Annotated in this window: 26 protein-coding genes, 1 pseudogene and 1 other annotated feature; of the genes and pseudogenes, 12 read left to right on the top strand and 15 right to left on the bottom strand. The window is 52.5% G+C overall.

The window, feature by feature from the left end; genetic code table 11:
* From fabI to osmB, 7 genes and pseudogenes are all read left to right on the top strand, one after another.
* Entirely contained in the window at positions 1–789 is a 789-nt protein-coding gene (fabI, locus tag NA986_RS03295) for an enoyl-ACP reductase FabI (protein ID WP_000506501.1), read from the top strand.
* A 200-nt stretch (positions 790–989) separates the two neighbouring features.
* Positions 990–1,967: pseudogene (locus tag NA986_RS03290) on the top strand (carboxymuconolactone decarboxylase family protein); the annotation flags it as partial.
* A gap of 244 nt (positions 1,968–2,211) precedes the next feature.
* Positions 2,212–4,146 (top strand): exoribonuclease II, encoded by a 1,935-nt coding sequence (locus NA986_RS03285; RefSeq protein ID WP_000485041.1) that lies wholly within the window; start codon positions 2,212–2,214, stop codon positions 4,144–4,146.
* A 261-nt stretch (positions 4,147–4,407) separates the two neighbouring features.
* Positions 4,408–6,390 carry a cyclic di-GMP phosphodiesterase gene (gene pdeR, locus NA986_RS03280; RefSeq protein WP_024147201.1) on the top strand — a complete coding sequence of 661 codons (1,983 nt, stop codon included), beginning with the start codon at positions 4,408–4,410 and terminating at the stop codon, positions 6,388–6,390.
* 121 nt (positions 6,391–6,511) lie between these two features.
* Entirely contained in the window at positions 6,512–6,691 is a 180-nt protein-coding gene (locus tag NA986_RS03275; RefSeq protein WP_001279854.1) for a YciZ family protein, read from the top strand.
* Positions 6,692–6,777: 86 nt separating this feature from the next.
* Positions 6,778–7,530 carry a DNA-binding transcriptional regulator YciT gene (gene yciT, locus NA986_RS03270; RefSeq protein WP_001088593.1) on the top strand — a complete coding sequence of 251 codons (753 nt, stop codon included), beginning with the start codon at positions 6,778–6,780 and terminating at the stop codon, positions 7,528–7,530.
* 258 nt (positions 7,531–7,788) lie between these two features.
* The gene (osmB, locus tag NA986_RS03265) at positions 7,789–8,007 is read left to right on the top strand and encodes an osmotically-inducible lipoprotein OsmB (RefSeq protein ID WP_000481166.1); all 219 of its coding nucleotides are present in this window, start codon (positions 7,789–7,791) and stop codon (positions 8,005–8,007) included.
* Between the two features lie 119 nt (positions 8,008–8,126).
* On the opposite strand, the gene yciH is transcribed toward osmB, so the two are convergent.
* The 5 genes from yciH to pgpB all read right to left on the bottom strand — a co-directional run bounded on the left by yciH (position 8,127) and on the right by pgpB (position 11,779).
* The gene (gene yciH / locus NA986_RS03260) at positions 8,127–8,453 is read right to left on the bottom strand and encodes a stress response translation initiation inhibitor YciH (RefSeq protein ID WP_001285199.1); all 327 of its coding nucleotides are present in this window, start codon (positions 8,451–8,453) and stop codon (positions 8,127–8,129) included.
* The gene (pyrF, locus tag NA986_RS03255; RefSeq protein ID WP_023216541.1) at positions 8,453–9,190 is read right to left on the bottom strand and encodes an orotidine-5'-phosphate decarboxylase; all 738 of its coding nucleotides are present in this window, start codon (positions 9,188–9,190) and stop codon (positions 8,453–8,455) included. Before pyrF ends, yciH begins: the two co-directional genes overlap by 1 nt.
* Positions 9,191–9,380: 190 nt before the next feature.
* The gene (gene lapB / locus NA986_RS03250) at positions 9,381–10,550 is read right to left on the bottom strand and encodes a lipopolysaccharide assembly protein LapB (RefSeq protein WP_000891378.1); all 1,170 of its coding nucleotides are present in this window, start codon (positions 10,548–10,550) and stop codon (positions 9,381–9,383) included.
* Between the two features lie 6 nt (positions 10,551–10,556).
* Entirely contained in the window at positions 10,557–10,865 is a 309-nt protein-coding gene (locus tag NA986_RS03245; RefSeq protein WP_000876301.1) for a LapA family protein, read from the bottom strand.
* Positions 10,866–11,014: 149 nt separating this feature from the next.
* A complete protein-coding gene (gene pgpB / locus NA986_RS03240) occupies positions 11,015–11,779 on the bottom strand; it encodes a phosphatidylglycerophosphatase B (RefSeq protein ID WP_023216540.1) in 765 nt (254 codons plus the stop codon).
* 195 nt (positions 11,780–11,974) lie between these two features.
* On the opposite strand from pgpB, the gene ribA reads away from it, so the two are divergent.
* The gene (ribA, locus tag NA986_RS03235; protein WP_001176284.1) at positions 11,975–12,565 is read left to right on the top strand and encodes a GTP cyclohydrolase II; all 591 of its coding nucleotides are present in this window, start codon (positions 11,975–11,977) and stop codon (positions 12,563–12,565) included.
* A gap of 55 nt (positions 12,566–12,620) precedes the next feature.
* On the opposite strand, the gene acnA is transcribed toward ribA, so the two are convergent.
* The 6 genes from acnA to topA form a co-directional block, all read right to left on the bottom strand.
* On the bottom strand, positions 12,621–15,296 hold the full coding sequence (gene acnA, locus NA986_RS03230) for an aconitate hydratase AcnA (protein WP_023205521.1): 2,676 nt from the start codon (positions 15,294–15,296) through the stop codon (positions 12,621–12,623).
* 182 nt (positions 15,297–15,478) lie between these two features.
* Positions 15,479–15,571: a small membrane protein YmiC gene (gene ymiC, locus NA986_RS03225; protein WP_223148964.1), complete on the bottom strand. Its 93-nt coding sequence runs from the start codon at positions 15,569–15,571 to the stop codon at positions 15,479–15,481.
* Between the two features lie 109 nt (positions 15,572–15,680).
* On the bottom strand, positions 15,681–15,851 hold the full coding sequence (locus NA986_RS03220; protein WP_000029027.1) for a hypothetical protein: 171 nt from the start codon (positions 15,849–15,851) through the stop codon (positions 15,681–15,683).
* Positions 15,852–15,992, bottom strand: a complete 141-nt coding sequence (locus NA986_RS03215; protein WP_213083417.1) for a YmiA family putative membrane protein — start codon at positions 15,990–15,992, stop codon at positions 15,852–15,854.
* 280 nt (positions 15,993–16,272) lie between these two features.
* Complete coding sequence (cysB, locus tag NA986_RS03210) at positions 16,273–17,247, bottom strand: HTH-type transcriptional regulator CysB (protein WP_000776233.1); 975 nt, start codon at positions 17,245–17,247, stop codon at positions 16,273–16,275.
* A 403-nt stretch (positions 17,248–17,650) separates the two neighbouring features.
* A complete protein-coding gene (gene topA / locus NA986_RS03205; protein ID WP_000513593.1) occupies positions 17,651–20,248 on the bottom strand; it encodes a type I DNA topoisomerase in 2,598 nt (865 codons plus the stop codon).
* A 402-nt stretch (positions 20,249–20,650) separates the two neighbouring features.
* Between topA and NA986_RS03200 the strand changes: the two genes are divergently transcribed.
* Entirely contained in the window at positions 20,651–20,902 is a 252-nt protein-coding gene (locus NA986_RS03200; RefSeq protein WP_000548616.1) for a YciN family protein, read from the top strand.
* Between the two features lie 41 nt (positions 20,903–20,943).
* On the opposite strand, the gene sohB is transcribed toward NA986_RS03200, so the two are convergent.
* On the bottom strand, positions 20,944–21,990 hold the full coding sequence (sohB, locus tag NA986_RS03195) for a protease SohB (RefSeq protein WP_000422082.1): 1,047 nt from the start codon (positions 21,988–21,990) through the stop codon (positions 20,944–20,946).
* Positions 21,991–22,227: 237 nt separating this feature from the next.
* Here sohB and NA986_RS03190 point away from each other — a divergent pair, with 237 nt between their 5' ends.
* Together NA986_RS03190 and cobO are read left to right on the top strand one after the other, a co-directional pair.
* Positions 22,228–22,989 (top strand): YciK family oxidoreductase, encoded by a 762-nt coding sequence (locus tag NA986_RS03190; RefSeq protein ID WP_000559310.1) that lies wholly within the window; start codon positions 22,228–22,230, stop codon positions 22,987–22,989.
* Positions 22,986–23,576, top strand: a complete 591-nt coding sequence (gene cobO, locus NA986_RS03185) for a cob(I)yrinic acid a,c-diamide adenosyltransferase (RefSeq protein WP_001278856.1) — start codon at positions 22,986–22,988, stop codon at positions 23,574–23,576. Before NA986_RS03190 ends, cobO begins: the two co-directional genes overlap by 4 nt.
* An 86-nt stretch (positions 23,577–23,662) precedes the next feature.
* On the opposite strand, the gene rluB is transcribed toward cobO, so the two are convergent.
* From rluB to rnm, 3 genes are all read right to left on the bottom strand, one after another.
* The gene (gene rluB / locus NA986_RS03180) at positions 23,663–24,538 is read right to left on the bottom strand and encodes a 23S rRNA pseudouridine(2605) synthase RluB (RefSeq protein ID WP_001291233.1); all 876 of its coding nucleotides are present in this window, start codon (positions 24,536–24,538) and stop codon (positions 23,663–23,665) included.
* 100 nt (positions 24,539–24,638) lie between these two features.
* Positions 24,639–25,259 (bottom strand): L-threonylcarbamoyladenylate synthase, encoded by a 621-nt coding sequence (locus NA986_RS03175; RefSeq protein WP_000077250.1) that lies wholly within the window; start codon positions 25,257–25,259, stop codon positions 24,639–24,641.
* A gap of 7 nt (positions 25,260–25,266) precedes the next feature.
* Positions 25,267–26,148, bottom strand: coding sequence for an RNase RNM (gene rnm / locus NA986_RS03170; protein WP_000500435.1), 882 nt, complete (start codon positions 26,146–26,148; stop codon positions 25,267–25,269).
* Positions 26,149–26,269: 121 nt separating this feature from the next.
* Here rnm and trpL point away from each other — a divergent pair, with 121 nt between their 5' ends.
* On the top strand, positions 26,270–26,314 hold the full coding sequence (gene trpL, locus NA986_RS03165) for a trp operon leader peptide (RefSeq protein WP_010989026.1): 45 nt from the start codon (positions 26,270–26,272) through the stop codon (positions 26,312–26,314).
* Positions 26,291–26,386: a sequence feature (Trp leader region), on the top strand. Its footprint overlaps the gene before it by 24 nt.
* The last annotated feature ends 13 nt before the right edge of the window (positions 26,387–26,399 follow it).

The following is a 26,399-nucleotide window of genomic DNA, read 5'->3' as shown; positions in this document are numbered from 1 at the left end:
ATGGGTTTTCTTTCCGGTAAGCGCATTCTGGTCACTGGCGTGGCCAGTAAACTGTCCATCGCCTACGGTATCGCACAGGCGATGCACCGCGAAGGAGCTGAACTGGCGTTCACCTACCAGAACGACAAACTGAAAGGCCGCGTAGAAGAATTTGCTGCCCAGCTGGGTTCCAGCATCGTTTTACCGTGTGATGTCGCTGAAGATGCCAGCATTGACGCTATGTTTGCGGAGCTGGGTAACGTTTGGCCGAAATTTGACGGTTTTGTACACTCGATCGGTTTCGCGCCTGGCGATCAGCTGGACGGCGATTATGTTAATGCGGTTACCCGCGAAGGCTTTAAAATCGCTCACGATATTAGCTCTTACAGCTTTGTTGCCATGGCGAAAGCCTGCCGCACCATGCTGAATCCGGGTTCTGCGCTGTTGACCTTGTCTTATCTGGGAGCGGAGCGCGCCATCCCGAACTACAATGTCATGGGTCTGGCGAAAGCCTCTCTGGAAGCCAACGTGCGTTATATGGCAAATGCAATGGGGCCGGAAGGCGTTCGCGTCAACGCCATCTCTGCGGGTCCAATCCGCACGCTGGCGGCGTCCGGTATTAAAGACTTCCGTAAAATGCTGGCGCATTGTGAAGCCGTTACGCCAATTCGTCGCACCGTGACCATTGAAGATGTGGGTAACTCAGCGGCGTTTCTGTGTTCCGATCTCTCGGCAGGCATTTCTGGCGAAGTCGTCCATGTTGACGGCGGGTTCAGCATTGCGGCAATGAATGAACTGGAACTGAAGTAAGCGCATTAAGTTTATTAGCGGGCGGCACGGCTGTGCTGCCCCCATTCCCCTCACTCACCACTCATCTCGTTATATAGCGTTCTGATATTTGTTATCACCTAACAATCTTTCATCCCTTTCCCGCATACGCCAGGATAATCCAGCATAAACGATCCGACGCCGAATCATTATCAATCGCCATTTCATCCTCGGGAAACCCTATGGAACAATGCCGAAAAGCGGGTAAAAGCCACTGGTATCATGAAACACAATCCACTATGTCGTCACAAACCCCGCTTTCGCTAATGCCGGAAGCCGCGTATGTTAACGATCGATTTTTACTGGATTTAGCGGTAGCAGAAACCGCGTTGACGCCTTTTGAATCATGGTTAAAGCCCGCTCGCCAGTTGGCGGATGTCTTATTTCCCCGCACGGTTCTCAACGACCGGCTTCATACGTTTAGCGCCTATGAACGTATGAGCACCGCGCTGACCGCCGCTCAGGTATTTGGGGTTCAGCGTTTGTGCCGCCATTATGCCGCGCGTCTGGCGCCGCTACCTGGCCCTGACGCCTCAAGAGAGAGCAATCAACGGCTGGCGCAAATTACGCAATACGCTCGTCAGCTTGCCGGCTCCCCCTCCGTTATCAATACGCAGGCCCGCGAACAGCTTGCAGAGGTGGGATTAACCGCCCGGGATACCGTACTCATCAATCAGATCATTGGGTTTATCGGTTTTCAGGCGCGGGTAGCGGCGATATTTCAGGCGTTTTGCCGTCTGCCCGTGCGCGAACTGCCCGGCCAGGAGATGCAGCGCTTTGCCAGGGCCGCGCGGTTTCAAAACCCCCAGACGATATGGCGGCCCGCCGCCAGTCTGGTAGAATATCCTCCAGCCCATACCAAAATTCGGCGGCAATATTCGTCTTCACAATGCCAAATGATGGCGCCGGTACTCATCCGCGATCCGTCTTCATTCGCGTTACTCGAACGCATACTGACCAGCACATTACACACTGCGTCGCCCCCTTCTTTACTTCCACTTATCACGCTCCTCACATCACGTATCAACGGCAGCGCCGCCTGCTTTAACGAACAGGCAACCCAACCTGACGCGTGGCGTCGCGCTGTCATCACGTTACGCCAGGAAGACGACGACATCGCTCGTTGGGAACTTGAGCCTGCGCTGACACAGGCGATACAATGGCTCACCAGAGCGCCCGATCGCTTTAGCGCCGCGCATTTTTTCCCGCTACTCACCAGGGGAGTTTCATCGGAGCAGGCCATTAATATGTTAGGCTGGTGCGGCGTGTGCGGATGGTTAAATCGTTTAAAAATCGCGTTGGGCGAAACCTATTAACTCATCCATTACTGAAAGAGCGCTTGCTGCGCCAGGCAGAATCGCGTAAAACTGTCAGCCGCTCTTTTGGCTACGAAAATAGACGAATATGTTTCAGGACAACCCGCTGCTAGCGCAGCTTAAACAGCAACTGCATTCCCAGACGCCACGCGCTGAAGGGGTCGTAAAAGCCACGGAAAAAGGCTTTGGCTTCCTTGAGGTTGACGCGCAAAAAAGCTATTTCATTCCTCCGCCGCAGATGAAAAAAGTGATGCATGGCGATCGTATCGTCGCGGTCATCCACACGGAAAAAGAACGTGAGTCTGCCGAGCCGGAAGAACTGATCGAACCGTTCCTGACGCGTTTTGTGGGAAAAGTTCAGGGTAAAAATGACCGCCTGTCCATCGTGCCGGATCATCCGTTGCTGAAAGACGCGATTCCCTGCCGCGCCGCGCGCGGCGTTCAGCATGAGTTCAAAGAAGGTGACTGGGCGGTTGCCGAAATGCGCCGCCATCCGCTTAAAGGCGACCGTTCGTTTTACGCCGATTTAACGCAGTACATCACCTTTGCCGACGATCACTTTGTTCCCTGGTGGGTTACGCTTGCCCGCCACAACCTGGAAAAAGAAGCGCCGAACGGCGTAGCGACGGAGATGCTGGACGAAGGGCTGGAGCGTCAGGATCTTACCGCGCTGAATTTCGTCACTATCGATAGCGCCAGCACTGAAGATATGGATGACGCGCTTTATGCTGAGGAATTAGCGGACGGCAGACTCCAGCTTACGGTGGCTATCGCCGATCCTACCGCCTGGATTGCCGAAGGTAGTAAGCTGGATAACGCCGCGAAAATTCGCGCCTTCACCAACTACCTGCCGGGCTTCAATATTCCTATGCTGCCACGTGAGCTGTCTGACGATCTGTGCTCACTGCGCGCCAACGAAGTGCGTCCGGCGCTCGCCTGTCGCATGATAATCGCCGCAGACGGCACCATTGACGATGATATCGCCTTTTTTGCGGCCACCATCGAATCGAAGGCCAAGCTGGCGTACGACAATGTCTCCGACTGGCTGGAAAATAACGGCACCTGGCAGCCGGATAACGAAGGCATTGCCCAGCAGATTCGTCTGTTGCACCGTATTTGTCTAAGCCGCAGTGAGTGGCGTCATCATCATGCGTTAGTCTTTAAAGACCGCCCGGATTACCGCTTTGTGCTTGGCGAAAAAGGCGAAGTACTGGATATTGTGGCGGAACCGCGCCGTATCGCTAACCGTATCGTAGAAGAGTCGATGATCGCCGCTAACCTTTGCGCCGCGCGCGTACTGCGCGATAAGCTCGGTTTCGGTATTTACAACGTACATACGGGCTTCGATCCCGCGAATGCCGACGCGCTGGCCGCGTTGCTTAAAACGCATGGTCTGCATGTCGATGCCGAAGAGGTGCTGACGCTGGAAGGCTTCTGTAAACTGCGTCGCGAACTGGATGCGCAGCCCTCCGGTTTCCTTGACAGCCGCATTCGTCGCTTCCAGTCTTTTGCGGAAATCAGCACCGAGCCGGGGCCGCATTTCGGTCTTGGTCTTGAGGCTTACGCCACCTGGACCTCTCCCATCCGTAAGTATGGCGATATGATTAACCATCGCCTGCTGAAAGCGGTCATCAAGGGGGAAGCTATTGCGCGTCCGCAGGAAGATATCACCCAGCAAATGGCGGAACGCCGTCGCCTGAACCGTATGGCGGAGCGCGATGTCGGCGACTGGTTATATGCACGCTTCCTTAACGATAAGGCGGGGACAAATACCCGTTTCGCGGCAGAAATTATTGACGTCAGCCGCGGTGGTATGCGTGTGCGACTGGTCGATAACGGCGCTATCGCCTTTATCCCTGCCCCGTTCCTGCACGCCGTTCGCGATGAACTGGTATGCAGCCAGGAAAACGGTACGGTACAGATTAAAGGTGAGACGGTTTATAAAGTGACGGATGTCATTGATGTCACTATTGCGGAAGTTCGCATGGAAACCCGCAGCATTATTGCCCGACCGGCAGCGTAACCACGCTTAGCTCGCTCAACGGCCTTTGCTGAGAAGGCAAAGGCCGTTTCTTTTCTTCTTCTCCCTTCCGTCATGCTCTAAGTTTAATCTTATTCAAGCGCCCCATTTCTTGTTATTTTTAGCTGGCGACTATGCTTTTTCCAGAATCTGGATTACATATGAATACATAGATAAAACAATACGTTCAGCCATAATTACCCTTATTTATAACATGGCTAACCTTTCTTTTCGGGCACCTGGCGCTTAAATGGGATGGTACGCATGATGAAACAGATTCAGGAACAAACGGCGCTAAATCCCCTTCACTCTCACTGGCGTCTGGCTGATGACCGCAACGTGCTGTATCTCTCCCCGACAGGTGAAACGGATGCAGAAAAAACGGTCGAGCTATCGCCGGAGCAAGCCGGGCGTATCCGGGAAATAACGGCGATTACGTCCAGTCTGCTGATAACGTTGTTGATAGAAAAACAGGTTACCGCAGTGCACCTGGTAGGCCGTAAGATTAATAACCGTGAATGGGCTGGCAGCCTGGCAACCTGGCCTGATACGCCTGCCATCGCGCCAACGCAGGCGCAGGAGCTCTCTTTTGCCGAACAAATCGTATCAGAAGCCAACTCAGTCATTGCGATACTGGATAGTCGGGGAAAAATCTGTCGATTTAATCGGTTATGCGAAGAGTACACGGGCTTAAAAGAGCGAGATGTAATTGGTCAAAGCGTCTTTAAATTATTTATGAGTCGCCGGGAGGCGGTTGCCTCCCGGCACTACATTGAGAATTTTTTTCGCAATGGCAATGCCTATGAAATCGAACGCTGGATAAAGACTCGTAAAGGCCAACGCCTGTTCTTATTTCGTAATAAATTTGTCCATAACGGTAGCGGAAAAAACGAAATTTTCCTGATCTGCGCAGGCACGGATATCACCGAAGAAAGGCGGACTCAGGAGCGTTTACGCATACTGGCGAATACAGACACCGTCACCGGCCTGCCCAATCGCAATGCTATTCATGAATTTATTAATCATGCTATTGCCTCGGCTGGCGAGTCTCAGGTGGGTATCGTTTATCTCGATCTGGATAACTTCAAGAAAATTAATGACGCCTATGGGCATATGTTTGGCGATCAGCTCTTACAGGCCGTTTCGCTGGCGCTGTTGAGTTGTCTGGAGGAAGATCAATTGCTGGCCAGACTGGGGGGAGATGAATTCATTGTCCTCGCTGCCCATACGTCTCAGGCCGCGCTGGAAGCAGTAGCCTCACGAATCCTTACCCGTCTGCGGCAACCGTTTCGTATTGGACTCATTGAAGTTTACACGGGATGCGCCATTGGCATTTCGTTGGCCCCCCGGCACGGACAGGACAGCGAAAGTCTCATTCGCACTGCCGATACCGCAATGTATAACGCCAAAGAAGGCGGCCGCGGTCAGTTCTGCGTTTTTTCGCCGGAAATGAATCAGCGCGTATTTGACTATCACTGGCTGGATACAAACCTGCGAAAAGCGCTGGAAAACGACCAGTTACTTATTCACTATCAGCCCAAAATTACCTGGCGCGGCGAAGTACGTAGCCTGGAAGCGCTGGTACGCTGGCAATCGCCGGAACGCGGATTAATTCCGCCGCTGGAGTTCATCTCATACGCCGAAGAGTCAGGACTCATCGTCCCGCTGGGCCGCTGGGTGATTCTGGATGTGGTTCGCCAGATTGCGAAATGGCGCGATAAGGGGATTAACTTGCGCGTAGCCGTTAACTTTTCGGCGCGACAACTGGCCGACCAGACGCTTTTTACTGCGCTTAAACAGGCTTTGTACGATCTGAATTTTGAGTATTGCCCGATCGATGTCGAGCTAACGGAAAGCTGCCTGATTGAAAACGACACGCTGGCGCTATCGGTTATCCAGCAATTTAGTCAGCTCGGCGCTCAGATTCATCTGGATGATTTTGGCACCGGGTATTCTTCGCTTTCTCAACTCGCCCGGTTCCCTATTGATGCCGTTAAACTGGATCAGGCTTTCGTCAGAGATATCCATAAACAACCGCTGTCGCAATCTCTGGTTCGGGCGATTGTCGCGGTGGCTCAGGCGCTAAATTTACAAGTGATTGCCGAAGGCGTAGAAAATGCTAAAGAAGATGCCTTCCTGACAAAAAACGGCGTCAATGAACGACAGGGCTTTTTATTCGCCAAACCTATGCCCGCCGTTTCTTTTGAACGCTGGTACAAACGTTATCAGACGAGAAAAATGCGTTAATGGCGGCGATAATAGGGAGAACAGCCTGTGCAGACAGGTATAGCCCTATTTTTCCCTTCTCTTTTCAGATTAATTTCTGCATCATGAATTGAAACCTTTTCTGACATTAAGGATGACAAACATGTCTGATATCGAAGCACAACGAATTGCCGCACGCATTGATACCGTGCTGGATATCCTTGTTGCTGGCGATTACCACTCGGCCATCAATAACCTTGAAATATTGAGAGCAGAGCTGTTAGATCAGGTTAAAGACGGTATCTCGCCATCCCAGGCTCCCGGGTCGCCCTGGGAAATCTGATAGCGATTATTTGTCCGGGATGGCCGTTAGCCCTTCCCGGCTCTCTGACTGTCTGTTGACTCCTCTTAACGTGTAAAATTAATACTATGAACTCCCGACAACAATCAATTTTGCAAATGGTGGTTGATAAAGGCCAGATGAGCGTTGCTGAACTGGCGAAAATTACCGGCGTATCTGAAGTCACGATTCGTCAGGATCTGAATACCCTGGAAAAACAGAGCTATTTACGCCGTGCGCACGGTTTCGCCGTTTCGCTTGAGAGCGATGACGTAGAGACTCGCATGATGACGAACTACACGTTAAAACGCCGACTGGCGGAGTTCGCCGCCTCGCTGGTCAGTCCAGGGGAATCCGTTTTTATTGAAAATGGCAGTAGCAATGCGCTATTGGCCCGGACGCTGGCGGAACAAAAAGATGTCACGATCATCACCGTGAGCAGTTATATCGCGCACCTGCTCAAAGAGACCCCTTGCGAAGTCATTCTCCTCGGTGGAATCTATCAGAAAAAAAGTGAAAGCATGGTAGGGCCGTTGACGCGACAGTTTATCCATCAAGTGCATTTCAGCAAAGCATTTATCGGTATTGATGGCTGGCAGGCTGATACCGGCTTTACCGGACGCGATATGATGCGATCGGATGTGGTTAACGCTGTTCTGGAAAAAGGCTCAGAAGCGATTGTCCTCACCGACAGCTCCAAATTTGGCTGTGTGCATCCCTATCCCCTGGGCCCGCTCTCTCGCTTCCATCGTGTCATTACGGATTCCAAAATTTCCGCCAGCGATCAAATGCAGTTAGAACATGCGGGGCTGCTAGTCAATGTTATTGGCTCATCCGTTTAAAATATTTCCCGATGGTTTGCCCTATGGCAAATCATCCTCTCTCTAAGACTTTTCTGACATCCCAATTAAGACTATTTACCTGTTGTAACGAGCGTAACGTCGTAAAATTAATATTAGCGAAATAACAGGAAGTGACTATCACCTGCGTGATATACCCCTGCGCAATCAGGTTTTACGGAAAATCTCTTAACAGGTTTTATTTTAACTATAGTTATAGTGAGCTTAATTCCGTGAATCGTTAATTCAGGAGAGAGTATTATGTTTATGACGAGCAAAAAAATGGCCGCTGCTGTGCTGGCAATCACCGTAGCAATGTCTCTGAGCGCCTGCTCAAACTGGTCCAAGCGCGATCGCAACACGGCTATTGGCGCAGGTGCGGGGGCGTTAGGCGGCGCAGTGTTAACGGACGGCAGTACATTAGGCACCCTGGGCGGCGCGGCGGTCGGCGGCGTGATTGGTCACCAGGTTGGAAAATAATCCAGACGTTTAAATATTGAACGGCTCAAAATAATACGTTTATTCTTTTCAGGTCTGGATTACAAAAATAGACAAAGTTGACTTTTACGCCACGGTAATTTACAACCGTGGCGTTTTCATTAGCCGCCAGCTAATTTTACTTTCATTCCTTTAGCTTCCAGCAATGATTTTATCAAGTCGCGTTTATCACCCTGAATTTCAATAATCCCTTCTTTTACTGCCCCGCCACAGCCGCATTTTTTCTTCAGTTCAGCCGCCAGTTTGGTTAATTCCGCATCATTCATCTCGATACCGGTAATCAAACATACGCCTTTACCCTTACGGCCACTGGTTTGACGCTGAATGCGAACGATACCATCCCCTTTGGGACGAACCGGCGCCGTTTTAGGTTCTTCAATGCGCCCCGTCTGTGTTGAATAAACCAGACGACTATTGGAATCGCTCATTATGCCTCCCGTTTCAGTGACGCGTTAATATCCTTCAGCGTTTGCGCCGGATCTACCGATTGCGTAACCGGGCGGCCAATCACCATATAGTCGACGCCGGCGGATAATGCCTGTTCGGGCGTCATAATGCGTCGCTGGTCGCCTGCCTCGCTGCCTGCGGGCCGAATGCCCGGCGTCACCAGCTTAAATGCAGCGCCAAAGGCCTGTTTAAATCTGACAGCTTCCTGAGCGGAACAGACCACGCCATCCAGCCCGCATTGCTGCGTCAGGAGCGCCAGCCGCTCCGCATGTTCCGCCGGTGACAACGTCACGCCCAGATCGTGTAGATCGCTGGTTTCCATACTGGTCAACACGGTCACGGCAATGAGCAACGGCGCATCTTTACCGAATGGCGCCAGCGCGTCGCGCGCTGCGGCCATCATTCTCGCCCCACCAGACGCGTGAACGTTTACCATCCAGACGCCCAGGTCTGCCGCTGCGGCGACTGCCCGGGCCGTGGTGTTGGGAATATCATGAAATTTTAGATCAAGAAAGACATCAAACCCACGTTGCTGGAGATCCCGAACGAGTTGTGGACCAAACAGCGTGAACATCTCTTTGCCCACTTTTAAGCGACAATCGCGAGGATCGATTTTGTCGACAAACGCCAGGGCTTTATCGCGTTCATGGTAATCCAACGCCACAACGACAGGCGATTCAGTAATAGCGCAGGAAGAAGATGAAGCAGTAAACGTCATGACCAGACCTTCTTGATGATGGGCACCGGAAGTGGCGCAAATTGGATAAACGGCGTGCATTCTACCTGCGGCGCAGGGAAATTAACAGGTTCGATTGACAACCTGATAAGCCCTGGCCGCCGATGCCAGCGTCGTTTCTAGCTTTACGTCATCAAGTATGTTGTAACTAAATTGAAGCTTTTTTTATATACTACTGCCCATCAAGTCCGCGAATAGGTTTAATGGTCGACCATGCCCGGCAGGACGGACAGTGCCAGTACAAGGTATAGGCGGTAAAACCGCATTTCTGACAACGATACCGCGGTTTACTGCGCACCTGCTCGCCAACCATATCACGCAGTACCATCAGGCTTTCTTTCGCTCGCCCTTCTTCCGCCTCGTTGAGATGGTAATCCATCAGCTTATGGAACACCCGCATGGTAGGATGTCGCTGTAGCTGACGCGTGATATAGACTTGAGCTGCGTCACTACCTTCACGTGCTTCCAGAATATCGGCAAGCATTAACTCAGCGCCAGCACCGGTATTCTCCTCAACGGCGCGACGTAAAAACTCCGCCCACTCGGCATTTTTACCGAGCTGTTGATAACAGGTTTGCAGCATCTCCAGCGTTTCGCTGACCAGCTCTTTATCCTGAACGATCACACGTTGCAGGCTTTCGACCGCTTTGGCGTAATCCCCTCTCGCCATATAAACGCGCCCCATCATGATAGACACCCGGGCGCTATTTTTATCTGCGGCGGCACCTTTTTTCAGCAACGCCATCGCGCGATCCATGTCGTCGTTGCCCATCTGCTGTAACGCTAACTCACAGTAAAAATGGGCGATTTCGATACGCTGTTTATCTTTGCCCAGTTTCACCAGCCGTTCTGCTACTTCGATCGCCTTTTGCCAGTCGCTGGTTAGCTGATAGATTTGCAAGAGCTGCTGTAACGCGCCTACGCGAAATTCCGTTTCGTCGGTAAGTTGGTTAAACATATCTTCCGCGCGGTCATATAAACCGGCGGCCATATAGTCGCGCCCCAGTTGCTGAACAGCCAGTAAACGCTGTTCATAGGTCAATGAAGCGCTTTCCATGAGCGTTTGATGAATACGGATGGCGCGATCGACTTCGCCGCGAGAGCGAAACAGATTACCGAGAGTGAGATGAGCCTCAACGGTGCCCGTATCCTCTTTAAGCATATCGAGGAACAGATCCACCGCTTTATCTTGTTGGTTACTCAGCAGGAAGTTAACCCCTGCGACATAATCGCGCGACAGGCGGTTAGCTTCATCCTGTTTTGTTTGTTGCGCACTTCTGCGACCCATATACCACCCATAGGCAGCGGCTACAGGCAACAGCAGAAATAACAACTCCAACATAAATGATTATTCCTTTACAACCGACGAATCGGCAGGGACCGCAACGTCGGTTGCTGGCGAAAGCTTGTTTTCCAGTCGTTTAATTTTACGTTCAGCACGGGCAAGGGAAACGCGGACCCGCAGCCAGAACAGGCCGCAAATCAGCCAGCCAATCGCAAAACCGACGGCGAACAGCACAGCAAGCAACGTGGAGATACGATACTCCCCTTGCGCCAGCAGGTAGTTAAACGTCACCTGTTGATCATTCTGCGCGCCCAGCGTCACCGAAATAACAAAAATCGCCAATACCAGTAAGAAAATGAGTAAATATTTCACATTACTTCCCGTTATGTGGTTTGCGCGAATAAATCGTGTCCAACTTACCGCATCCAGCCTTCTAAATTACCATTTTCCCGCCTCGCGCGAAATGGAAATGCGCCCGCCATCAGATGATTTAAGGGCAATAGTCAGAAAATCAACCGTTGTCAGCTTTCCTGCTCGCGTTCAGCAATTTCTTGCGCTTCTTCACGAGGCGGCATAAGCGGCCCGCAAATTCGCTGCGCCAGCCAGGTCGCCAGGGTAACTAATAGCCAGGAGATGAGCGTGGCGACCACTAAATCTCGCGGCCAGTGCATTCCCAGAAGCAAACGGCTGCCCATTACGCCGGTCGCCCAGACTAACAAAAACGCGATGGTGAAAGTCCGTCTGCGCGGCCATAACAGACCCACGGCCAAAAGCGCCCAGCTCGCTGCAAACATGGTGTGTCCGGAGGGAAACGCAAAGCCCGTCTCTTTTTGCCAGTGCTGACGCAGGAAAACGGGGATGTTCTGTTGCCCGGCCAACTGCTCTTTCACTAAATGTCCGCGTTCTGTACGCTTTAAAGTGTAGAACTCATCGACGGGAATATGGTGCGTTTTTTCAAGCCAGACCACAAATGGCCGCGGCTCCTGTACGCGCTCCTTTACCCATGACTTCACGCCCTGCCCGACGATAATCGCCCCGCCGAGAATCGCAAACAGCATAATGGCGGCGCGCAGGCGAAATCGCAGGCACCATAAGAACCATCCACAAAGAATCACATGCGTGATAACGCCCCAAGGTTTGGTCACGGTTTCCGTTACCCAGAATAGCGTTTTTAGCCACCAGACCTGATGTCCTGGCTGCCACTGCCAGCCTGATACCCATACGGCAAGCGGCATGATAAGCAACAGGGCGGCGCCTGCCGCGGTGCGCCTCGCAATTGAAAGCATGGATGCTCCTTTTATAAGTAAGTATCACAATCATAACTGAAAATTCTCGCCGGACTGGAAAATTGACAAATTTGTGCCATTCCTGAGCAATTACGTGGTAGTGATTAGGTGATGTCCGCCGCCTTATGGCAAAATAGCGGGATACAAGCCAACAGGCGACGACACCGCAGGCGTCAGCATAATCTGGAGAAATACATGCAGCTTAAACGTGTGGCAGAAGCCAAACTGCCAACCCCATTGGGTGACTTTCTGATGGTGGGATTTGAAGAACTGGCAACCGGACACGACCATGCCGCGCTGGTTTTTGGCGATATTTCAGGTAAAACGCCGGTACTGGCTCGCGTTCATTCCGAATGTCTTACCGGGGACGCGCTTTTTAGTCTGCGCTGTGATTGTGGTTTTCAACTGGAAGCCGCGCTGACGCATATTGCGGAAGAAGGACGCGGTATTCTGATTTACCACCGTCAGGAAGGCCGCAATATCGGCCTGCTTAATAAAATTCGCGCTTATGCGTTACAGGATCAAGGCTATGACACGGTGGAGGCCAATCATCAGCTCGGCTTTGCCGCCGATGAGCGTGATTTCACCCTGTGCGCGGATATGTTCAAATTACTGGGCGTAGATGAAGTTCGCCTGCTGACCAATAATCCGAAGAAAGTCGAAATACTGACCGAGGCGGGAATTAATATCGTCGAACGCGTTCCGCTCATTGTGGGTCGTAATCCAAATAATGAGCATTATCTCGATACTAAAGCGGCCAAAATGGGCCACCTACTAAGCAAGTAAGCCACCGGTATTAAAGCGCGGGCCTGCCTGTTTACGGCAGGCCCGATAAACGGCTTTAGTTCAGCATATTTCTAATGACATAGTGCAATATGCCGTCATTCTGGTAGTAAGTCAGCTCGGTGGCGGTATCAATGCGACAGCGACAAGGCACAGTTTCTTTGCTGCCGTCCGATCTCGTTAACGTCACCGGAATGGTCGCGCCAGGGCGCAGGTTTTGCAGATCCGCGACATCAATCACCTCTTCCCCGGTCAGTCCCAGCGTTTTACGCGTTACGCCCTGTGGAAACTCCAGCGGCAGGATCCCCATCCCAATCAGGTTTGAGCGGTGGATACGTTCGAACGACTCGGCGATCACCACGCGAATACCTAACAGCCGCGGACCTTTTGCCGCCCAGTCACGGCTCGATCCCGACCCATACTCTTTCCCGGCAATTACCGCCAGCGGCGTTTTTTCCTGCTGGTAGAGCATCGCGGCATCATAAATCGACATCGCTTCCGTGCCCGGCAAATGCCGCGTCATCCCACCTTCGACGCCGGGCAGCATTTCGTTGCGAATACGAATATTGGCGAACGTACCGCGCATCATCACTTCATGGTTGCCGCGCCGTGATCCATAAGAGTTAAAATCCTTCCGCTCAACGCCGTGGTTTTGCAGATAGCGTCCGGCGGGACTGTCCGGCTTGATACTGCCGGCCGGAGAAATATGGTCGGTCGTTACCGAATCCCCCAGCATCGCCAGGATACGCGCGCCGTGGATATCTTTGACTGGCGCAGGCTGGGCCTGCATTTCATCAAAGAAAGGCGACAGGCGAATATAGGTTGAATCCGACTGCCAGCCGTAGGTATCGGACGATTCAACCTGAATCGATTTCCATTCTTCCGTGCCCTCAAACACTTCCGCATACTCTTTACGGAACATATCTGATGATACCAGTTCAACGGCGCGGGCAATTTCCTGCGCTGAAGGCCAGATATCCTTCAGGTATACCGGATCGCCTTTACGATCATACCCCAGCGGGTCTGTCGCGAGGTTAATATTCATGTTTCCGGCCAGCGCATACGCGACCACCAGCGGCGGCGACGCCAGCCAGTTCGTTTTCACCAGCGGATGGATACGCCCTTCAAAATTTCGGTTACCGGAAAGCACGGCCCCTACCGTCAGATCGCCTTTTTTAATCGCGGTCTCAATAGGCTCCGGCAACGGACCAGAGTTCCCGATACAGGTCGTACAGCCATAACCGACCAGGTTAAAACCGAGCTCATCCAGATAAGGCGTAAGTTTGGCCTGCGCCAGATAGTCAGATACCACTTTTGACCCCGGCGCCAGAGAAGCCTTGACCCACGGTTGACGCTTCAACCCCAGCGTTACTGCTTTTTTCGCCAGTAATCCCGCCGCCATCAGCACGCTGGGATTCGAGGTATTCGTGCAGGAGGTGATGGCGGCAATGACGACAGCGCCATCCGGAAGCTGATATGGCTGTCCGTTCATCGTATAGTCAACCGGCTGGCGATCTCTTTGCGCGGTATTCAGCTCCAGCTCGGCGCTGGCGGCAAAGGCTTTCGGCACATCGCCTAACGCCACGCGATCCTGCGGGCGTTTCGGCCCAGCCAGACTGGCCTCGACATCGCCCATATCCAGTTCCAGCGTACTGGTAAATACCGGTTCGTCACCGGGATTACGCCACATTCCCTGCGCCTTCGCGTAGGTTTCAACCAGCTCGACCAGATCGTCGCTACGCCCGCTTAATCGCATATATTCCAGGGTGATGGCGTCAATGGGGAAAAAACCACAGGTGGCGCCATATTCCGGCGACATATTAGCGATGGTCGCGCGATCCGCCAACGGCAGCGAATCCAGACCATCACCATAAAATTCAACAAATTTACCCACGACGCCATGCTTACGCAGCATTTGCGTGACGGTGAGCACCAGGTCAGTGGCGGTGATCCCCTCCCGAAGCTTACCGGTTAACTTAAAGCCGACGACATCCGGGATAAGCATCGACACGGGTTGACCAAGCATCGCCGCTTCCGCTTCAATACCGCCCACGCCCCACCCCAATACGCCCAGACCATTAATCATGGTCGTATGGGAGTCAGTCCCCACCAGCGAGTCCGGGTAAGCAATCCACTCCCCGTCCTGTAATTCGCTCCAGACGGCTTTACCCAGGTATTCCAGGTTAACCTGATGGCAAATGCCGGTGCCGGGCGGCACCACGCTGAAACGGCTGAATGCCTGCTTTCCCCATTTCAGGAACATATAACGCTCATGGTTACGTTCCATTTCCAGCCGCACGTTTTCTTCAAACGCATCGTCATCGCCGAAATGATCGACCGTCACAGAGTGGTCAATAACCAGATCAACCGGCGATAACGGGTTCACTTTCGACGTATCGCCGCCGAGGCGTTTAACGGCTTCACGCATCGCCGCCAGGTCGACAACGGCAGGCACGCCGGTAAAGTCCTGCATCAGGACACGGGCGGGCCGCCAGGCAATTTCACGATCGGCATGGGCATTTTTAAGCCAACCGGCCAGCGCCTGAATATCTTCATCAGTCACAGACTCGCCGTCCTGCCAGCGCAACAGGTTTTCCAGTAACACTTTAAGTGATTTGGGCAAACGGGCGATATCGCCCAGGGATTTGGCAGCCAGCGGCAGACTGTAGTAATGATACGTTTTATCTTTGGCCTGCAATGTATCCTTACTGGCTTCTCGTAGGGTTGACGACATAGCTCCTCCTTAAATGACAGGGTTGCGTTACCCTGATTCTCCACAGGGTTGTATTAAAGATAACACAAACAAAATGTAACGTTTTGATAACAACCCAAATTGCTAAAAGAGGAGAAACCTAACAGGCGAGGAGCGAAGATGAAAAAGCCCGATAAATAACGCATTATCGGGCTTTGACGAGATTAGACGGCAATCCAGATTAACTCGGCCCAGAACAGTAGCGATAATATAAACGCGCCAGTCCATGACCAATACTTTATATTTGACGTTAACATAGGCGACACCAACTGTGTTTAATCAATACTGAGAGGCGCTCAGCACACGGTTGCTGCGGTGTAATAAGACAGCGTTAATAAAACAATAACGCCAATAAAAAGACGGATATTATTTTTGTGACACCTCATCAGCAAAAGCATCAATAAATGCCCGCTGCTGCGGTGTGAGCGTCCAGTGTTGCGGAACAGACCGAAAAACGGTCGTATCCGGGGTGTTATCATCGTCACCAGATTGAATCGGGGGCGCGACCACGCGCTCGCGTTCCGACGTAATGCTCACTTAGCCCCACCAATGCCAGATAACAAGCGCTACCACTACCCAGAACAGCGCAGAACCCACAAAAACCGCCAGCCATGCTTTACGTTTGAGCTCAGGGTCGCGGCGCGGTTCCTGGTTTTCAGAAGGCATTACTAACCTCATGCTATCGGTATCACTTATCATTTCAGCACCAAACAATCGGTACAATTAATCATCAGATGAGACAAATCCTAAATAAACTTTAGTCAAAAATCCAGTCAATTTACGAATCGTTGCCAGTGAATAAATCAATCTTTTGACTCAAGATAACTATTTGGAAAAAGAAACTGGCGGGACGGGTAATTCAACACTATTTTGCTGATCATTACCCGTAATACTTCGAGGGATATTGCAAAAGGCGGCTTTGTCTGCCATGCCACTACGGCGCAAACCGACGGTGATATTACTTTTCAGGTAGCTTTATATCCTGAAACATCGCTTCAATTTCTTCATTAGAACGCAACGCCACCGCCGTATCCACCACATCACGCGTCAGATGCGGCGCAAAACGCTGGATAAAATCATACATATAGCTGCGTAAAAAAGTACTACGACGAAAACCAATTTTTGTGGTGCTGTGGCTAAAAATATCGTGCGCGTCAATCCGCACTAAATCAGGATCGGCAAGCGGATCGACCGCCATGCTGGCAATGACGCCAACGCCCAGTCCCAACCTGACATACGTTTTAATCACATCCGCATCGGTTGCAGTAAAGACGATCCGCGGCGTTAATCCTGCGCGATTAAAAGCGGTATCCAGTTCGGAACGCCCGGTAAAGCCGAAGGTATACGTCACCAGCGGATACTGCGCCAGCGCTTCAATCGTTACGGAAGACGTTGCCGCCAATGGATGATCCGGCGTCACCACTATCGAACGGTTCCAGTGGTAGCATGGCAACATCACCAGATCGTCATATAAATGCAGCGCTTCCGTGGCAATCGCGAAATCGGCGTTCCCTTTCGATACCGCTTCCGCAATCTGCGTTGGCGACCCCTGGTGCATATGCAGCGAAACGCGCGGGTAACGCTCGATGAAGCCTTTAATCACGCCTGGCAATGCGTAACGCGCCTGAGTATGAGTAGTGGCAATATAGAGCGAGCCTTTATCCGGCCAGGTGTGCTCGCCGGCGACCGACTTAATGGCATCGACTTTGGAAAGCACCTCACGCGCAATACGAATAATCTCCTGACCTGCGGGCGTCACCTGAGTCAGATGCTTACCGCTGCGGGCGAAAATCTGGATGCCAAGCTCATCTTCCAGCATCCTAACCTGCTTGCTGATCCCCGGCTGGGAAGTATACAACCCCTCAGCGGTAGAGGAGACGTTAAGGTTATGATTAACCACTTCAACAATGTAACGAAGCTGCTGCAATTTCATAATACATCATCCAGATTAGCGCCATCAGGCCATCGTTTATCTGCAGACTTAATCGGGCTGCTAATACGATTTAATAATAAAAAAGGTGTTAACTATAACCACTATATCATTTATATCTGAACTGTATAGCCAGCGCGATAAAATAATAAGCCCGCTATACCCAAAATAATTCGAGTGATTAAAGGCGGCAAGAGAGTGAGTCCCCAGGAGCATAAGGTGACTGGGATGAGCGACAAATCTGCCGGGAGCAGATTTGAACGTCGCGTGCGACGGCCCGTCAGGGCGAGGCCCATGGATGGGCCGAGTAATCCGTAGCCAACACATAAGCCACTTGAAATATGAAGGGGATATAAAAAAGGGCCGCTTACGCGGCCCGCTTGACTACAGTGGCGACAGGCCGGGGTTATTTCTTACCTTCAACCCACTTGCCGTCGACGAAGAACGCTGACCATCCCGTCGCCTTCCCGTCTTTTTCCGCCGCAACGTACTGCTGTTTTGTTTTGCGGCTAAAGCGAACAACGGTTTTATTGCCTTCTGGATCCTGCTGCGGCGCATCCGCCAGATAACGCAGTTTTTCCGGCAGGCGATCGCGGAACCGGTAAAGCTCCTCGACTAATGGCGCGCGCGTTTCGCGTGATTTCGGGAACGTATTGGCCGCCAGGAATATCCCTGCGGCGCCGTCGCGTAGCACAAAGTACGCGTCCGATTTTTCACACGGCAGTTCCGGTAATGGAACAGGATCTTCCTTCGGCGGCGCAACTTCGCCGTTACGCAAGATCTTACGGGTATTTTTACATTCGTCGTTAGTACAGGCCATGTACTTACCAAAACGTCCCATTTTCAGGTGCATTTCGGAACCACATTTCTCACACTCAACGATCGGGCCGTCATACCCTTTGATGCGGAACTCGCCTTCTTCAATCTCGTAGCCGTCACAGGTCGGGTTATTACCACACACATGCAATTTACGCTTCGGATCGATCAGATAGCTGTCCATCGCCGTACCGCACTTCTGACAGCGACGCTTGGCGCGCAGGGCGTTGGTTTCGGCGTCGTCGCCTTCCAGCACGTTCAGAACTTCATTTTCCGGCACCAGGTTAATGGTTGTTTTACAACGCTCTTTCGGCGAAAGCGCATAACCTGAACACCCAAGGAAAACCCCCGTACTGGCAGTACGAATTCCCATTTTACGGCCACAGGTTGGACAGTCGATGCTGGTCAGCACCATCTGGTTAGGACGCATCCCCCCTTCTTCCGGATCTTTCTCGGCTTTATCGAGCTGCTGAGTGAAATCGCTGAAGAAGTTATCCAGTACCGCTTTCCACTCGGCCTGGTGATTTGCAACCTGATCCAGACTATCTTCCATCTGCGCGGTAAAATCGTAGTTCATCAATTCGCGGAAGTTTTCTTCCAGCCGATCGGTGACGATTTCACCCATTTTTTCCGCATAGAAGCGACGGTTTTCAACGCGAACATAGCCGCGATCCTGAATGGTCGAGATAATCGACGCATAGGTAGACGGACGACCAATACCGCGCTTCTCAAGCTCTTTAACCAGAGAAGCCTCGCTAAACCGGGCTGGCGGTTTAGTAAAGTGCTGAGCAGGCGTCAATTCAAGTAGCGTCAGCGCATCGCCCTTATTCACGGCAGGCAATGTGCGATCTTCATCGCCTTTACGCAGCGCCGGCATCACTTTTGTCCAGCCGTCAAAGCGCAAAATACGCCCACGCGCTTTCAGACGGAATTCGCCTGCGCCAACGGTAAGCGTAGTGGAGTCATATTGTGCTGGCGTCATCTGACAGGCGACAAACTGACGCCAAATTAGCTGATACAACTTCTGCGCGTCAGCCTCCATGTCTTTCAGCGACTCCGCCATGACAGCAACGTCGGAAGGACGGATCGCTTCGTGCGCTTCCTGAGAGTTTTCTTTGCTGGCGTACTGGTTCGGGTTATCCGGCAGGTATTTCTTGCCGAAATTATCGCCAATATAGCCGCGCACCATGTTGACCGCATCCTGACTCAGGTTGGTGGAGTCGGTACGCATATAGGTGATGTAGCCCGCCTCATACAGACGCTGCGCCATCATCATGGTTTTCTTCACGCCAAAGCCCAGCCGGGTGCTGGCCGCCTGTTGTAGCGTGGAGGTGATAAACGGCGCGCCAGGTTTGCTGCTGGTCGGTTTGTCTTCACGCTCCAGTACGCTATAGCGCGCTTTTTCCAGCAAGCTGACGGCGGCAAGCGTCTGCTCGCGATTTACCGGCCGGAATGGCTTGTCGTTCTGATGCGTCACCTGTAGCGGTAGCGCCTCGCCAGACGGCGTCGTCGTATTGGCGTCAATTTCCCAGAACTCTTCCGGAACAAACGCTTTAATCTCGCGCTCGCGTTCAACGACCAGACGGACCGCGACAGACTGAACGCGACCTGCCGACAAACCACGGGCGATCTTTTTCCACAGCAGCGGCGAGACCATATAGCCTACCACGCGATCCATAAAGCGGCGCGCTTGCTGGGCGTTGACCCTGTTAATGTTCAGCTCGCCCGGCTGTTCAAACGCCTGGCGAATGGCATTTTTGGTTATTTCGTTAAAGACTACGCGACTGTAGCGCGCGTCATCGCCGCCGATCACTTCCCGCAGGTGCCATGCAATGGCTTCCCCTTCGCGGTCAAGGTCGGTTGCGAGATAGATGTGGTCGGCTTTTTCCGCCAACTGTTTCAGTTCAGAGACGACCTTCTCTTTACCGGGCAGCACTTCATAGTGCGCATCCCAGTTGTGCCACGGGTCAACCCCCATACGGTTGACGAGAGCGCCACGTTCATCCTTTTTGGGCTTTTTAGCCGTTTTGGTGGAGGTAGAGTCGGCGCTCTTTTTAGCTGCTGAGCCACTGGTCGGCAAATCACGGATATGACCCACGCTGGATTTCACCACGTAGTCATTACCCAGATACTTGTTGATCGTTTTGGCTTTTGCCGGGGACTCAACGATGACAAGAGCTTTACCCATATTCACCTTTACCTAAGTTGATTCTTCCAGGAATGCGTCGCACGTTGATTCACCTTCCACTGGCGACGAGACAACGATATATGGTCTCTGCGTCTGCGGATATCAACCCCTTGTACTGGCTTTGTGTACGAAATGTAACCCTCAGGTGACTGAGTTAACAGGCTTTTTTGCACACACGCGCTATAGCACGACGGAATTTTGGTCGAATGTCAAGCAATTCTGTTGCCAGATTGACGAAAGCGTCACACTGTACCTGATAAAATTCGATACGCAACTTTATTAGCATGCAAAAACAAATCTTGCCAGTGAACGCAACATGACAAATCCATCAATTTGCTGTGAGAATATTTGCCCATCAGAAGTGCTCAGCGTAGACTAATCTCCTTGTTTAAGGAGTAAAAAATGCATAAAGAGACGCAACCTATCGATCGCGAAACACTGTTGCTTGAAGCCAACAAAATTATTCGGGAACATGAAGACACGATGGCAGGTATTGTCGCCACCGGCGTAACGCAGAGAAATGGCGTGCTGGTTTTCAGCGGCGATTACTTTTTAGACGAGCAAGGGTTACCGACCCCTAAAAGCACCGCGGTGTTTAACATGTTTAAACACCTGGCGCATGTGCTGTCTGAGAAGTATCACCTGGTGGATTAATCCATGCCGGATGGCGCTGAATGCCATCCGGCAATAGCGGTTTACATCAACGGTTTTTGTCCACGCTGCCACCAGCGCAGCAGCAGCCGATCCGCGCTTTCCGCCGCGCTGCCGGTAACACGATCGATCAGTTTTTTACGCTGCATATAGCGCACATTCAGCACCTCACGCCCTTCCATCAGGCCGAGGATAACCTCATCGCTGGTGTTAATCTCATCAACCAGTCCTTTCTCCAGCGCCTGCTGACCGTACCAGTGTTCGCCCGTGGCGACCTGTTCAATGTCCAGAGCCGGACGCATCCGCTGCACAAACTCTTTGAACAGATGGTGCGTTTCGTTGAGATCTTCACGAAACTTCTGCCGCCCTTCTTCCGTATTCTCGCCTAACAAGGTCAGGGTACGTTTGTACTGCCCTGCGGTATGCAGTTCAATATCAATGTCTTTACTTTTGAGAAAGCGGTTAAAGTTCGGGATTTGCGCGACAACACCAATTGACCCCACAATAGCGAACGGCGCCGCGATAATTTTTTCCGCCACGCAGGCCATCATGTAGCCTCCGCTTGCCGCGACTTTATCCACCGTCACGGTCAGCGGAATATTTTTATCGCGCAGGCGCTGCAATTGCGATGCCGCCAGGCCATAGCCATGCACAACGCCACCGGGGCTTTCCAGACGCACAACCGCCCGATCGCCGGGTTTCGCCACTGCCAGCACCGCCGTGACCTCTTCGCGTAACGCATTAACTTCGTGAGCATCCATACTGCCTTTGAAATCTATCACCCATACACGCGGTTTGTCCGATGTCGCAATGTCCCCCAGCTTCGCTTTTGCTTTGGCGGCTTTAGCCTCCTGCTTATGCTTTTTTTTCTGCGCTTTATGCCACAGTTTTTGCTGATGGCCATCCATCAACGCCGCAGCAAGGTCATCCTTCATCTCCTGATACTGCTCGCTCAAATTGGTCACGCGCAGCTCGCCGCGCTGACGTTTGCGTTGCGTAGCATTCACGATCAGCAGCACAATGACGGCAATGGCCACCACAACGGTGACGATTTTTGCCAAAAATAAGCCATATTCAGACAACAATTCCACGACTCCCACCTTGATTAAATAACGCGACTTGCGCTCAGTGTACAACAGGCATCGAAGTCAGTCTCTCTTCATCCGTATGCCTGTTGAGGAAGAAAAAGTATGACAAGACGTTCATTTTACGGCGTTATCGCCCCTGTCTGATTGAAAAAAAAGGCGCTTTCAGGCATAAACCCGAAAAGTTAACGCGAAGATAAGACAACCTGGCAGGACGGTGCACCACACCGTTGAGGAGTAGCCATGCATTACCAACCGAAACAAGATCTATTGCAAAACCGCATTATTCTGGTCACTGGCGCCAGCGATGGCATTGGGCGGGAAGCCGCGCTCACGTATGCGCGTTACGGCGCAACGGTGATTCTGCTGGGACGCAACGAAGAGAAACTGCGTCGGGTCGCGCAGCACATTGCTGACGAGCAACATGTTCAACCACAGTGGTTTACGCTCGATCTGCTGACCTGCACCGCTGAAGAGTGCCGGCAAGTGGCCGACCGCATCGCCGCGCACTATCCCCGCCTGGATGGCGTCCTGCACAATGCCGGGTTACTGGGGGAAATCGGCCCAATGAGCGAACAAGATCCGCAGATCTGGCAGGATGTCATGCAGGTAAACGTTAACGCCACCTTTATGCTCACCCAGGCGCTGTTACCGTTATTATTGAAGTCCGATGCCGGCTCGCTGGTCTTTACGTCATCAAGCGTTGGCCGTCAGGGACGCGCCAACTGGGGCGCCTATGCCACCTCGAAGTTTGCTACTGAAGGAATGATGCAGGTGCTGGCGGACGAATATCAGAACCGTTCTCTGCGTGTTAACTGCATTAACCCGGGCGGTACGCGCACCAGTATGCGCGCCAGCGCCTTTCCAACGGAAGATCCACAGAAATTAAAAACGCCTGCCGATATTATGCCGCTTTACCTGTGGCTTATGGGCGACGACAGTCGCCGTAAAACCGGCATGACCTTTGACGCCCAACCGGGCCGTAAACCAGGAATCGCCCAATGAGTGATGAACGTTATCAGCAGCGCCAGCAGAAGGTAAAAGATCGGGTTGACGCCCGTGTCGCCCAGGCACAGGAAGAGCGCGGTATTATTATCGTGTTTACTGGCAATGGTAAGGGCAAAACCACGGCGGCTTTCGGGACTGCCGCCCGCGCCGTAGGACACGGTAAAAACGTAGGCGTGGTGCAATTTATTAAGGGCACCTGGCCCAACGGCGAGCGTAATCTGCTGGAACCGCATGGCGTCGAATTTCAGGTGATGGCAACGGGATTTACCTGGGAGACGCAAAATCGCGAGGCAGACACTGCAGCATGTATGGCCGTTTGGCAGCATGGGAAACGGATGCTGGCCGATCCGCTGCTTGATATGGTGGTACTGGATGAGCTGACCTATATGGTGGCGTATGACTATTTGCCGCTGGAAGAGGTCATAAGCGCGCTAAACGCGCGCCCTGGTCACCAGACGGTGATTATTACAGGTCGCGGCTGTCACCGGGATATTCTTGATCTTGCGGATACCGTCAGCGAACTGCGTCCGGTTAAACATGCTTTCGACGCGGGCGTAAAAGCCCAGATGGGAATTGATTATTAACCGTAGGCCGGATTAAGGCGTTTGCGCCGCCATCCGGCACAAACCCTCTTGTCTGATGATTCTCGGCCTATAGACCGCGGTAGAGATTACCCGTTGTTATTACGCCCACCGGAGCGGCGTCCGCCAGCTATCTGGCTGTGGCGTTTTACCGCCCGACGGATCTGGTTCGCTTTCATACGACGACGGTCTTTTTCGACGGCAACCTTCGACGAGGTTTCCGGCGGGAGCTCTACCAGACCACGCAGATAGTTCGTTTGCGCGAGGTCGAGCTCAGTCCAGCCGCCGCGCGGCAGGCCTTTCGGCAGCGGGATATCGCCGTAACGAACGCGGATCAGACGGCTGACCTGAACGCCTACCGCTTCCCACAGTCGGCGAACTTCGCGGTTGCGCCCTTCCGTCAGCGTCACGTTATACCACTGGTTAATGCCTTCGCCGCCGCTGAATTTAATGGTCTTAAATGCCGCCGGGCCATCTTCCAACTGTACGCCACGGCTTAAATCACGCAGTTTCGATTCATCCACCTGACCGAACACGCGCACGGCATATTCACGTTCAACTTCACGACTAGGGTGCATCAGGCGGTTCGCCAGTTCACCGTCGGTGGTAAACAACAATAGCCCGCAGGTGTTGACATCCAGACGTCCTACCGCAATCCACCGCGCGCCGCGCAGTTTCGGTAAGCGATCAAAAACGGTTGGCCGCCCTTCAGGGTCATTGCGGGTACACAGTTCACCTTCTGGTTTGTAATAGGCCAGAACGCGGCAAATTTGTTCCGCCGACTCTTTCACCGAAATCAGGTGACCGTCGATACGGATTTTCAAACCGGGAGTGACTTCAACACGATCGCCAAGCGTGGCGATTTTACCGTCAACGCTGACACGTCCCGCTTCAATAATGGATTCGATTTCACGGCGAGAGCCGTGGCCAGCGCGCGCCAGCACTTTTTGTAACTTTTCGCTCATAGAGCTTCCTTCAGGTGTCGCCTTCACAGGCGTCGAACAGGAGAATGAACGGCGCGTTGCCGCGCCATTTTAAGGCCGCGTAGTATACAGGCTTACGCCCTTATAAGAAAGGTGTAACGTCGCCGACGCCTTCGCGCAGCACCACCGGGGAGTCATTGGTCAAATCGATTACCGTGGTAGGCTGTTGACCGAGGTAACCGCCGTGGATGATCAGATCCACCTGCTTCTCCAGCCGATCTTTAATCTCCTCCGGGTCCGACTCGGTAAAATCGCTGCCAGGCAGCATCAACGACGTCGAGAGCATCGGTTCGCCCAGCGTATCCAATAACGCCAGCGCAATCGGGTTTGACGGTACGCGCAGGCCGATAGTTTTACGCTTTTCCTGCAACAGACGGCGCGGCACCTCTTTTGTCCCCTTCAGGATAAAGGTGTAGTTACCCGGCGTATTGTTTTTCATCAGACGAAATGCCACGTTGTCGACGTAGGAGTAGGTCGACAACTCGGACAAATCGCGGCACATCAGCGTGAAGTTGTGGCCGTCCGGCAGATGACGGATGCGGCAAATGCGCTCCATTGCGCCTTTGTCTTCAATTTTACAACCAAGGGCATAGCCGGAATCGGTTGGATAAACAATAACACCGCCTTTACGCACAATGTCGACGGCCTGATTAATCAGCCGTTGCTGTGGGTTATCCGGATGGATATAAAAAAACTGGCTCATACTTCCCTCACTGTGATATTTGCGGCTGTTCCCATGTCTGCCATACGCCTTCAACGCCAGCGGGCAGCCAGAGTTTACGCCCCAACTCAATCCACGGGCAGGGCTGATGGAAATCAGATCCAAGCGATGCCCATAAATGATGCTGACGCGCAAGCGTCGCCAGTTGGGTGCGTTCATTGGGCGATTGTTGGCACTGCGCCACTTCCATCGCGTCGCCGTGATGGTCGGCAAAATGCGCCACTAATCTTTTCAGCCACTTAGCGCTAAGATCGTAGCGTCCCGGATGGGCCAACACCGCCTTACCGCCAGAATGATGAATGACATCAATAGCTTGTTCTATTGTACACCACTGCGGCGGAACGTAACCGGTTTTCCCACGCGCGAGATATTTTTTAAAAACATCCGCCATGGTCGCGGCTTTGCCGCACTCCACCAGAAAGCGGGCGAAGTGGCCGCGCGTCACCGCGCCGCCATTGGCCAGTCTCAATGCCCCTTCCCACGCGCCGGGAATATGGGCTTTTTCCAGACGCTCCGCAATGAGCCGACCACGCGCCTGACGCCGCTGTGTCTGCTGCGCCAGAAAATCGCGCATTGCCGGGTGCGCAATATCAATATTCAGACCCACAATGTGAATCTCATGATTCTCCCAGACCGTTGAAATCTCCACGCCGGGAATAAGATTCAGGGCCAGCCCGCAACGTGAAATTTCTTCTCTTGCCGCAGGGATCGCGGCTGTGGTGTCATGATCGGTAATCGCCAGCGTGCCGACTCGCATCTCTACCGCACGGTGTACTAATGTTTCTGGCGTCAACAGTCCATCGGACGCCGTGGTATGACTGTGCAGATCGTAAATCACTGCGTAATTCGTGTCGCTCAAGGCGGCTCCCATAGAGATAAAGTTATGTCATGTACATCATAACGGTTCCGGCAAATATACTGAAATAGGTGTTGACATTATTCCATCGAACTAGTTAACTAGTACGAAAGTTCACATGAAGAGGGTATCTAAAATGGCAGCGACATTTGCATTACACGGTTGGTGGCGCACTTCCTGATAGCGGGCGGTGTATGAACAGCTGTAATCAGCCAAACGATACCCGGCCCGCCTGTTAAGCGGGCTTTTTTTTGAACAAAATAATG

The organism is Salmonella sp. NW177 (assembly GCF_051811585.1).
Lineage (GTDB): Bacteria > Pseudomonadota > Gammaproteobacteria > Enterobacterales > Enterobacteriaceae > Salmonella > Salmonella enterica.
Note: the sequence above shows the minus strand (reverse complement) of the source record. Positions and strands in the feature narration are given on the sequence as shown.

Bases quoted from the DNA above. Each gene is read 5' to 3' on its own strand.
- fabI (WP_000506501.1), top strand. From the start codon at position 1: ATGGGTTTTCTTTCCGGTAAGCGCATTCTGGTCACTGGCGTGGCCAGT.
- NA986_RS03285 (WP_000485041.1), top strand. From the start codon at position 2,212: ATGTTTCAGGACAACCCGCTGCTAGCGCAGCTTAAACAGCAACTGCAT.
- pdeR (WP_024147201.1), top strand. From the start codon at position 4,408: ATGATGAAACAGATTCAGGAACAAACGGCGCTAAATCCCCTTCACTCT.
- NA986_RS03275 (WP_001279854.1), top strand. From the start codon at position 6,512: ATGTCTGATATCGAAGCACAACGAATTGCCGCACGCATTGATACCGTG.
- yciT (WP_001088593.1), top strand. From the start codon at position 6,778: ATGAACTCCCGACAACAATCAATTTTGCAAATGGTGGTTGATAAAGGC.
- osmB (WP_000481166.1), top strand. From the start codon at position 7,789: ATGTTTATGACGAGCAAAAAAATGGCCGCTGCTGTGCTGGCAATCACC.
- yciH (WP_001285199.1), bottom strand. From the start codon at position 8,453: ATGAGCGATTCCAATAGTCGTCTGGTTTATTCAACACAGACGGGGCGC.
- pyrF (WP_023216541.1), bottom strand. From the start codon at position 9,190: ATGACGTTTACTGCTTCATCTTCTTCCTGCGCTATTACTGAATCGCCT.
- lapB (WP_000891378.1), bottom strand. From the start codon at position 10,550: ATGTTGGAGTTGTTATTTCTGCTGTTGCCTGTAGCCGCTGCCTATGGG.
- pgpB (WP_023216540.1), bottom strand. From the start codon at position 11,779: ATGCTTTCAATTGCGAGGCGCACCGCGGCAGGCGCCGCCCTGTTGCTT.
- ribA (WP_001176284.1), top strand. From the start codon at position 11,975: ATGCAGCTTAAACGTGTGGCAGAAGCCAAACTGCCAACCCCATTGGGT.
- acnA (WP_023205521.1), bottom strand. From the start codon at position 15,296: ATGTCGTCAACCCTACGAGAAGCCAGTAAGGATACATTGCAGGCCAAA.
- ymiC (WP_223148964.1), bottom strand. From the start codon at position 15,571: ATGTTAACGTCAAATATAAAGTATTGGTCATGGACTGGCGCGTTTATA.
- NA986_RS03215 (WP_213083417.1), bottom strand. From the start codon at position 15,992: ATGAGGTTAGTAATGCCTTCTGAAAACCAGGAACCGCGCCGCGACCCT.
- cysB (WP_000776233.1), bottom strand. From the start codon at position 17,247: ATGAAATTGCAGCAGCTTCGTTACATTGTTGAAGTGGTTAATCATAAC.
- topA (WP_000513593.1), bottom strand. From the start codon at position 20,248: ATGGGTAAAGCTCTTGTCATCGTTGAGTCCCCGGCAAAAGCCAAAACG.
- NA986_RS03200 (WP_000548616.1), top strand. From the start codon at position 20,651: ATGCATAAAGAGACGCAACCTATCGATCGCGAAACACTGTTGCTTGAA.
- NA986_RS03190 (WP_000559310.1), top strand. From the start codon at position 22,228: ATGCATTACCAACCGAAACAAGATCTATTGCAAAACCGCATTATTCTG.
- cobO (WP_001278856.1), top strand. From the start codon at position 22,986: ATGAGTGATGAACGTTATCAGCAGCGCCAGCAGAAGGTAAAAGATCGG.
- rluB (WP_001291233.1), bottom strand. From the start codon at position 24,538: ATGAGCGAAAAGTTACAAAAAGTGCTGGCGCGCGCTGGCCACGGCTCT.
- NA986_RS03175 (WP_000077250.1), bottom strand. From the start codon at position 25,259: ATGAGCCAGTTTTTTTATATCCATCCGGATAACCCACAGCAACGGCTG.
- rnm (WP_000500435.1), bottom strand. From the start codon at position 26,148: ATGGGAGCCGCCTTGAGCGACACGAATTACGCAGTGATTTACGATCTG.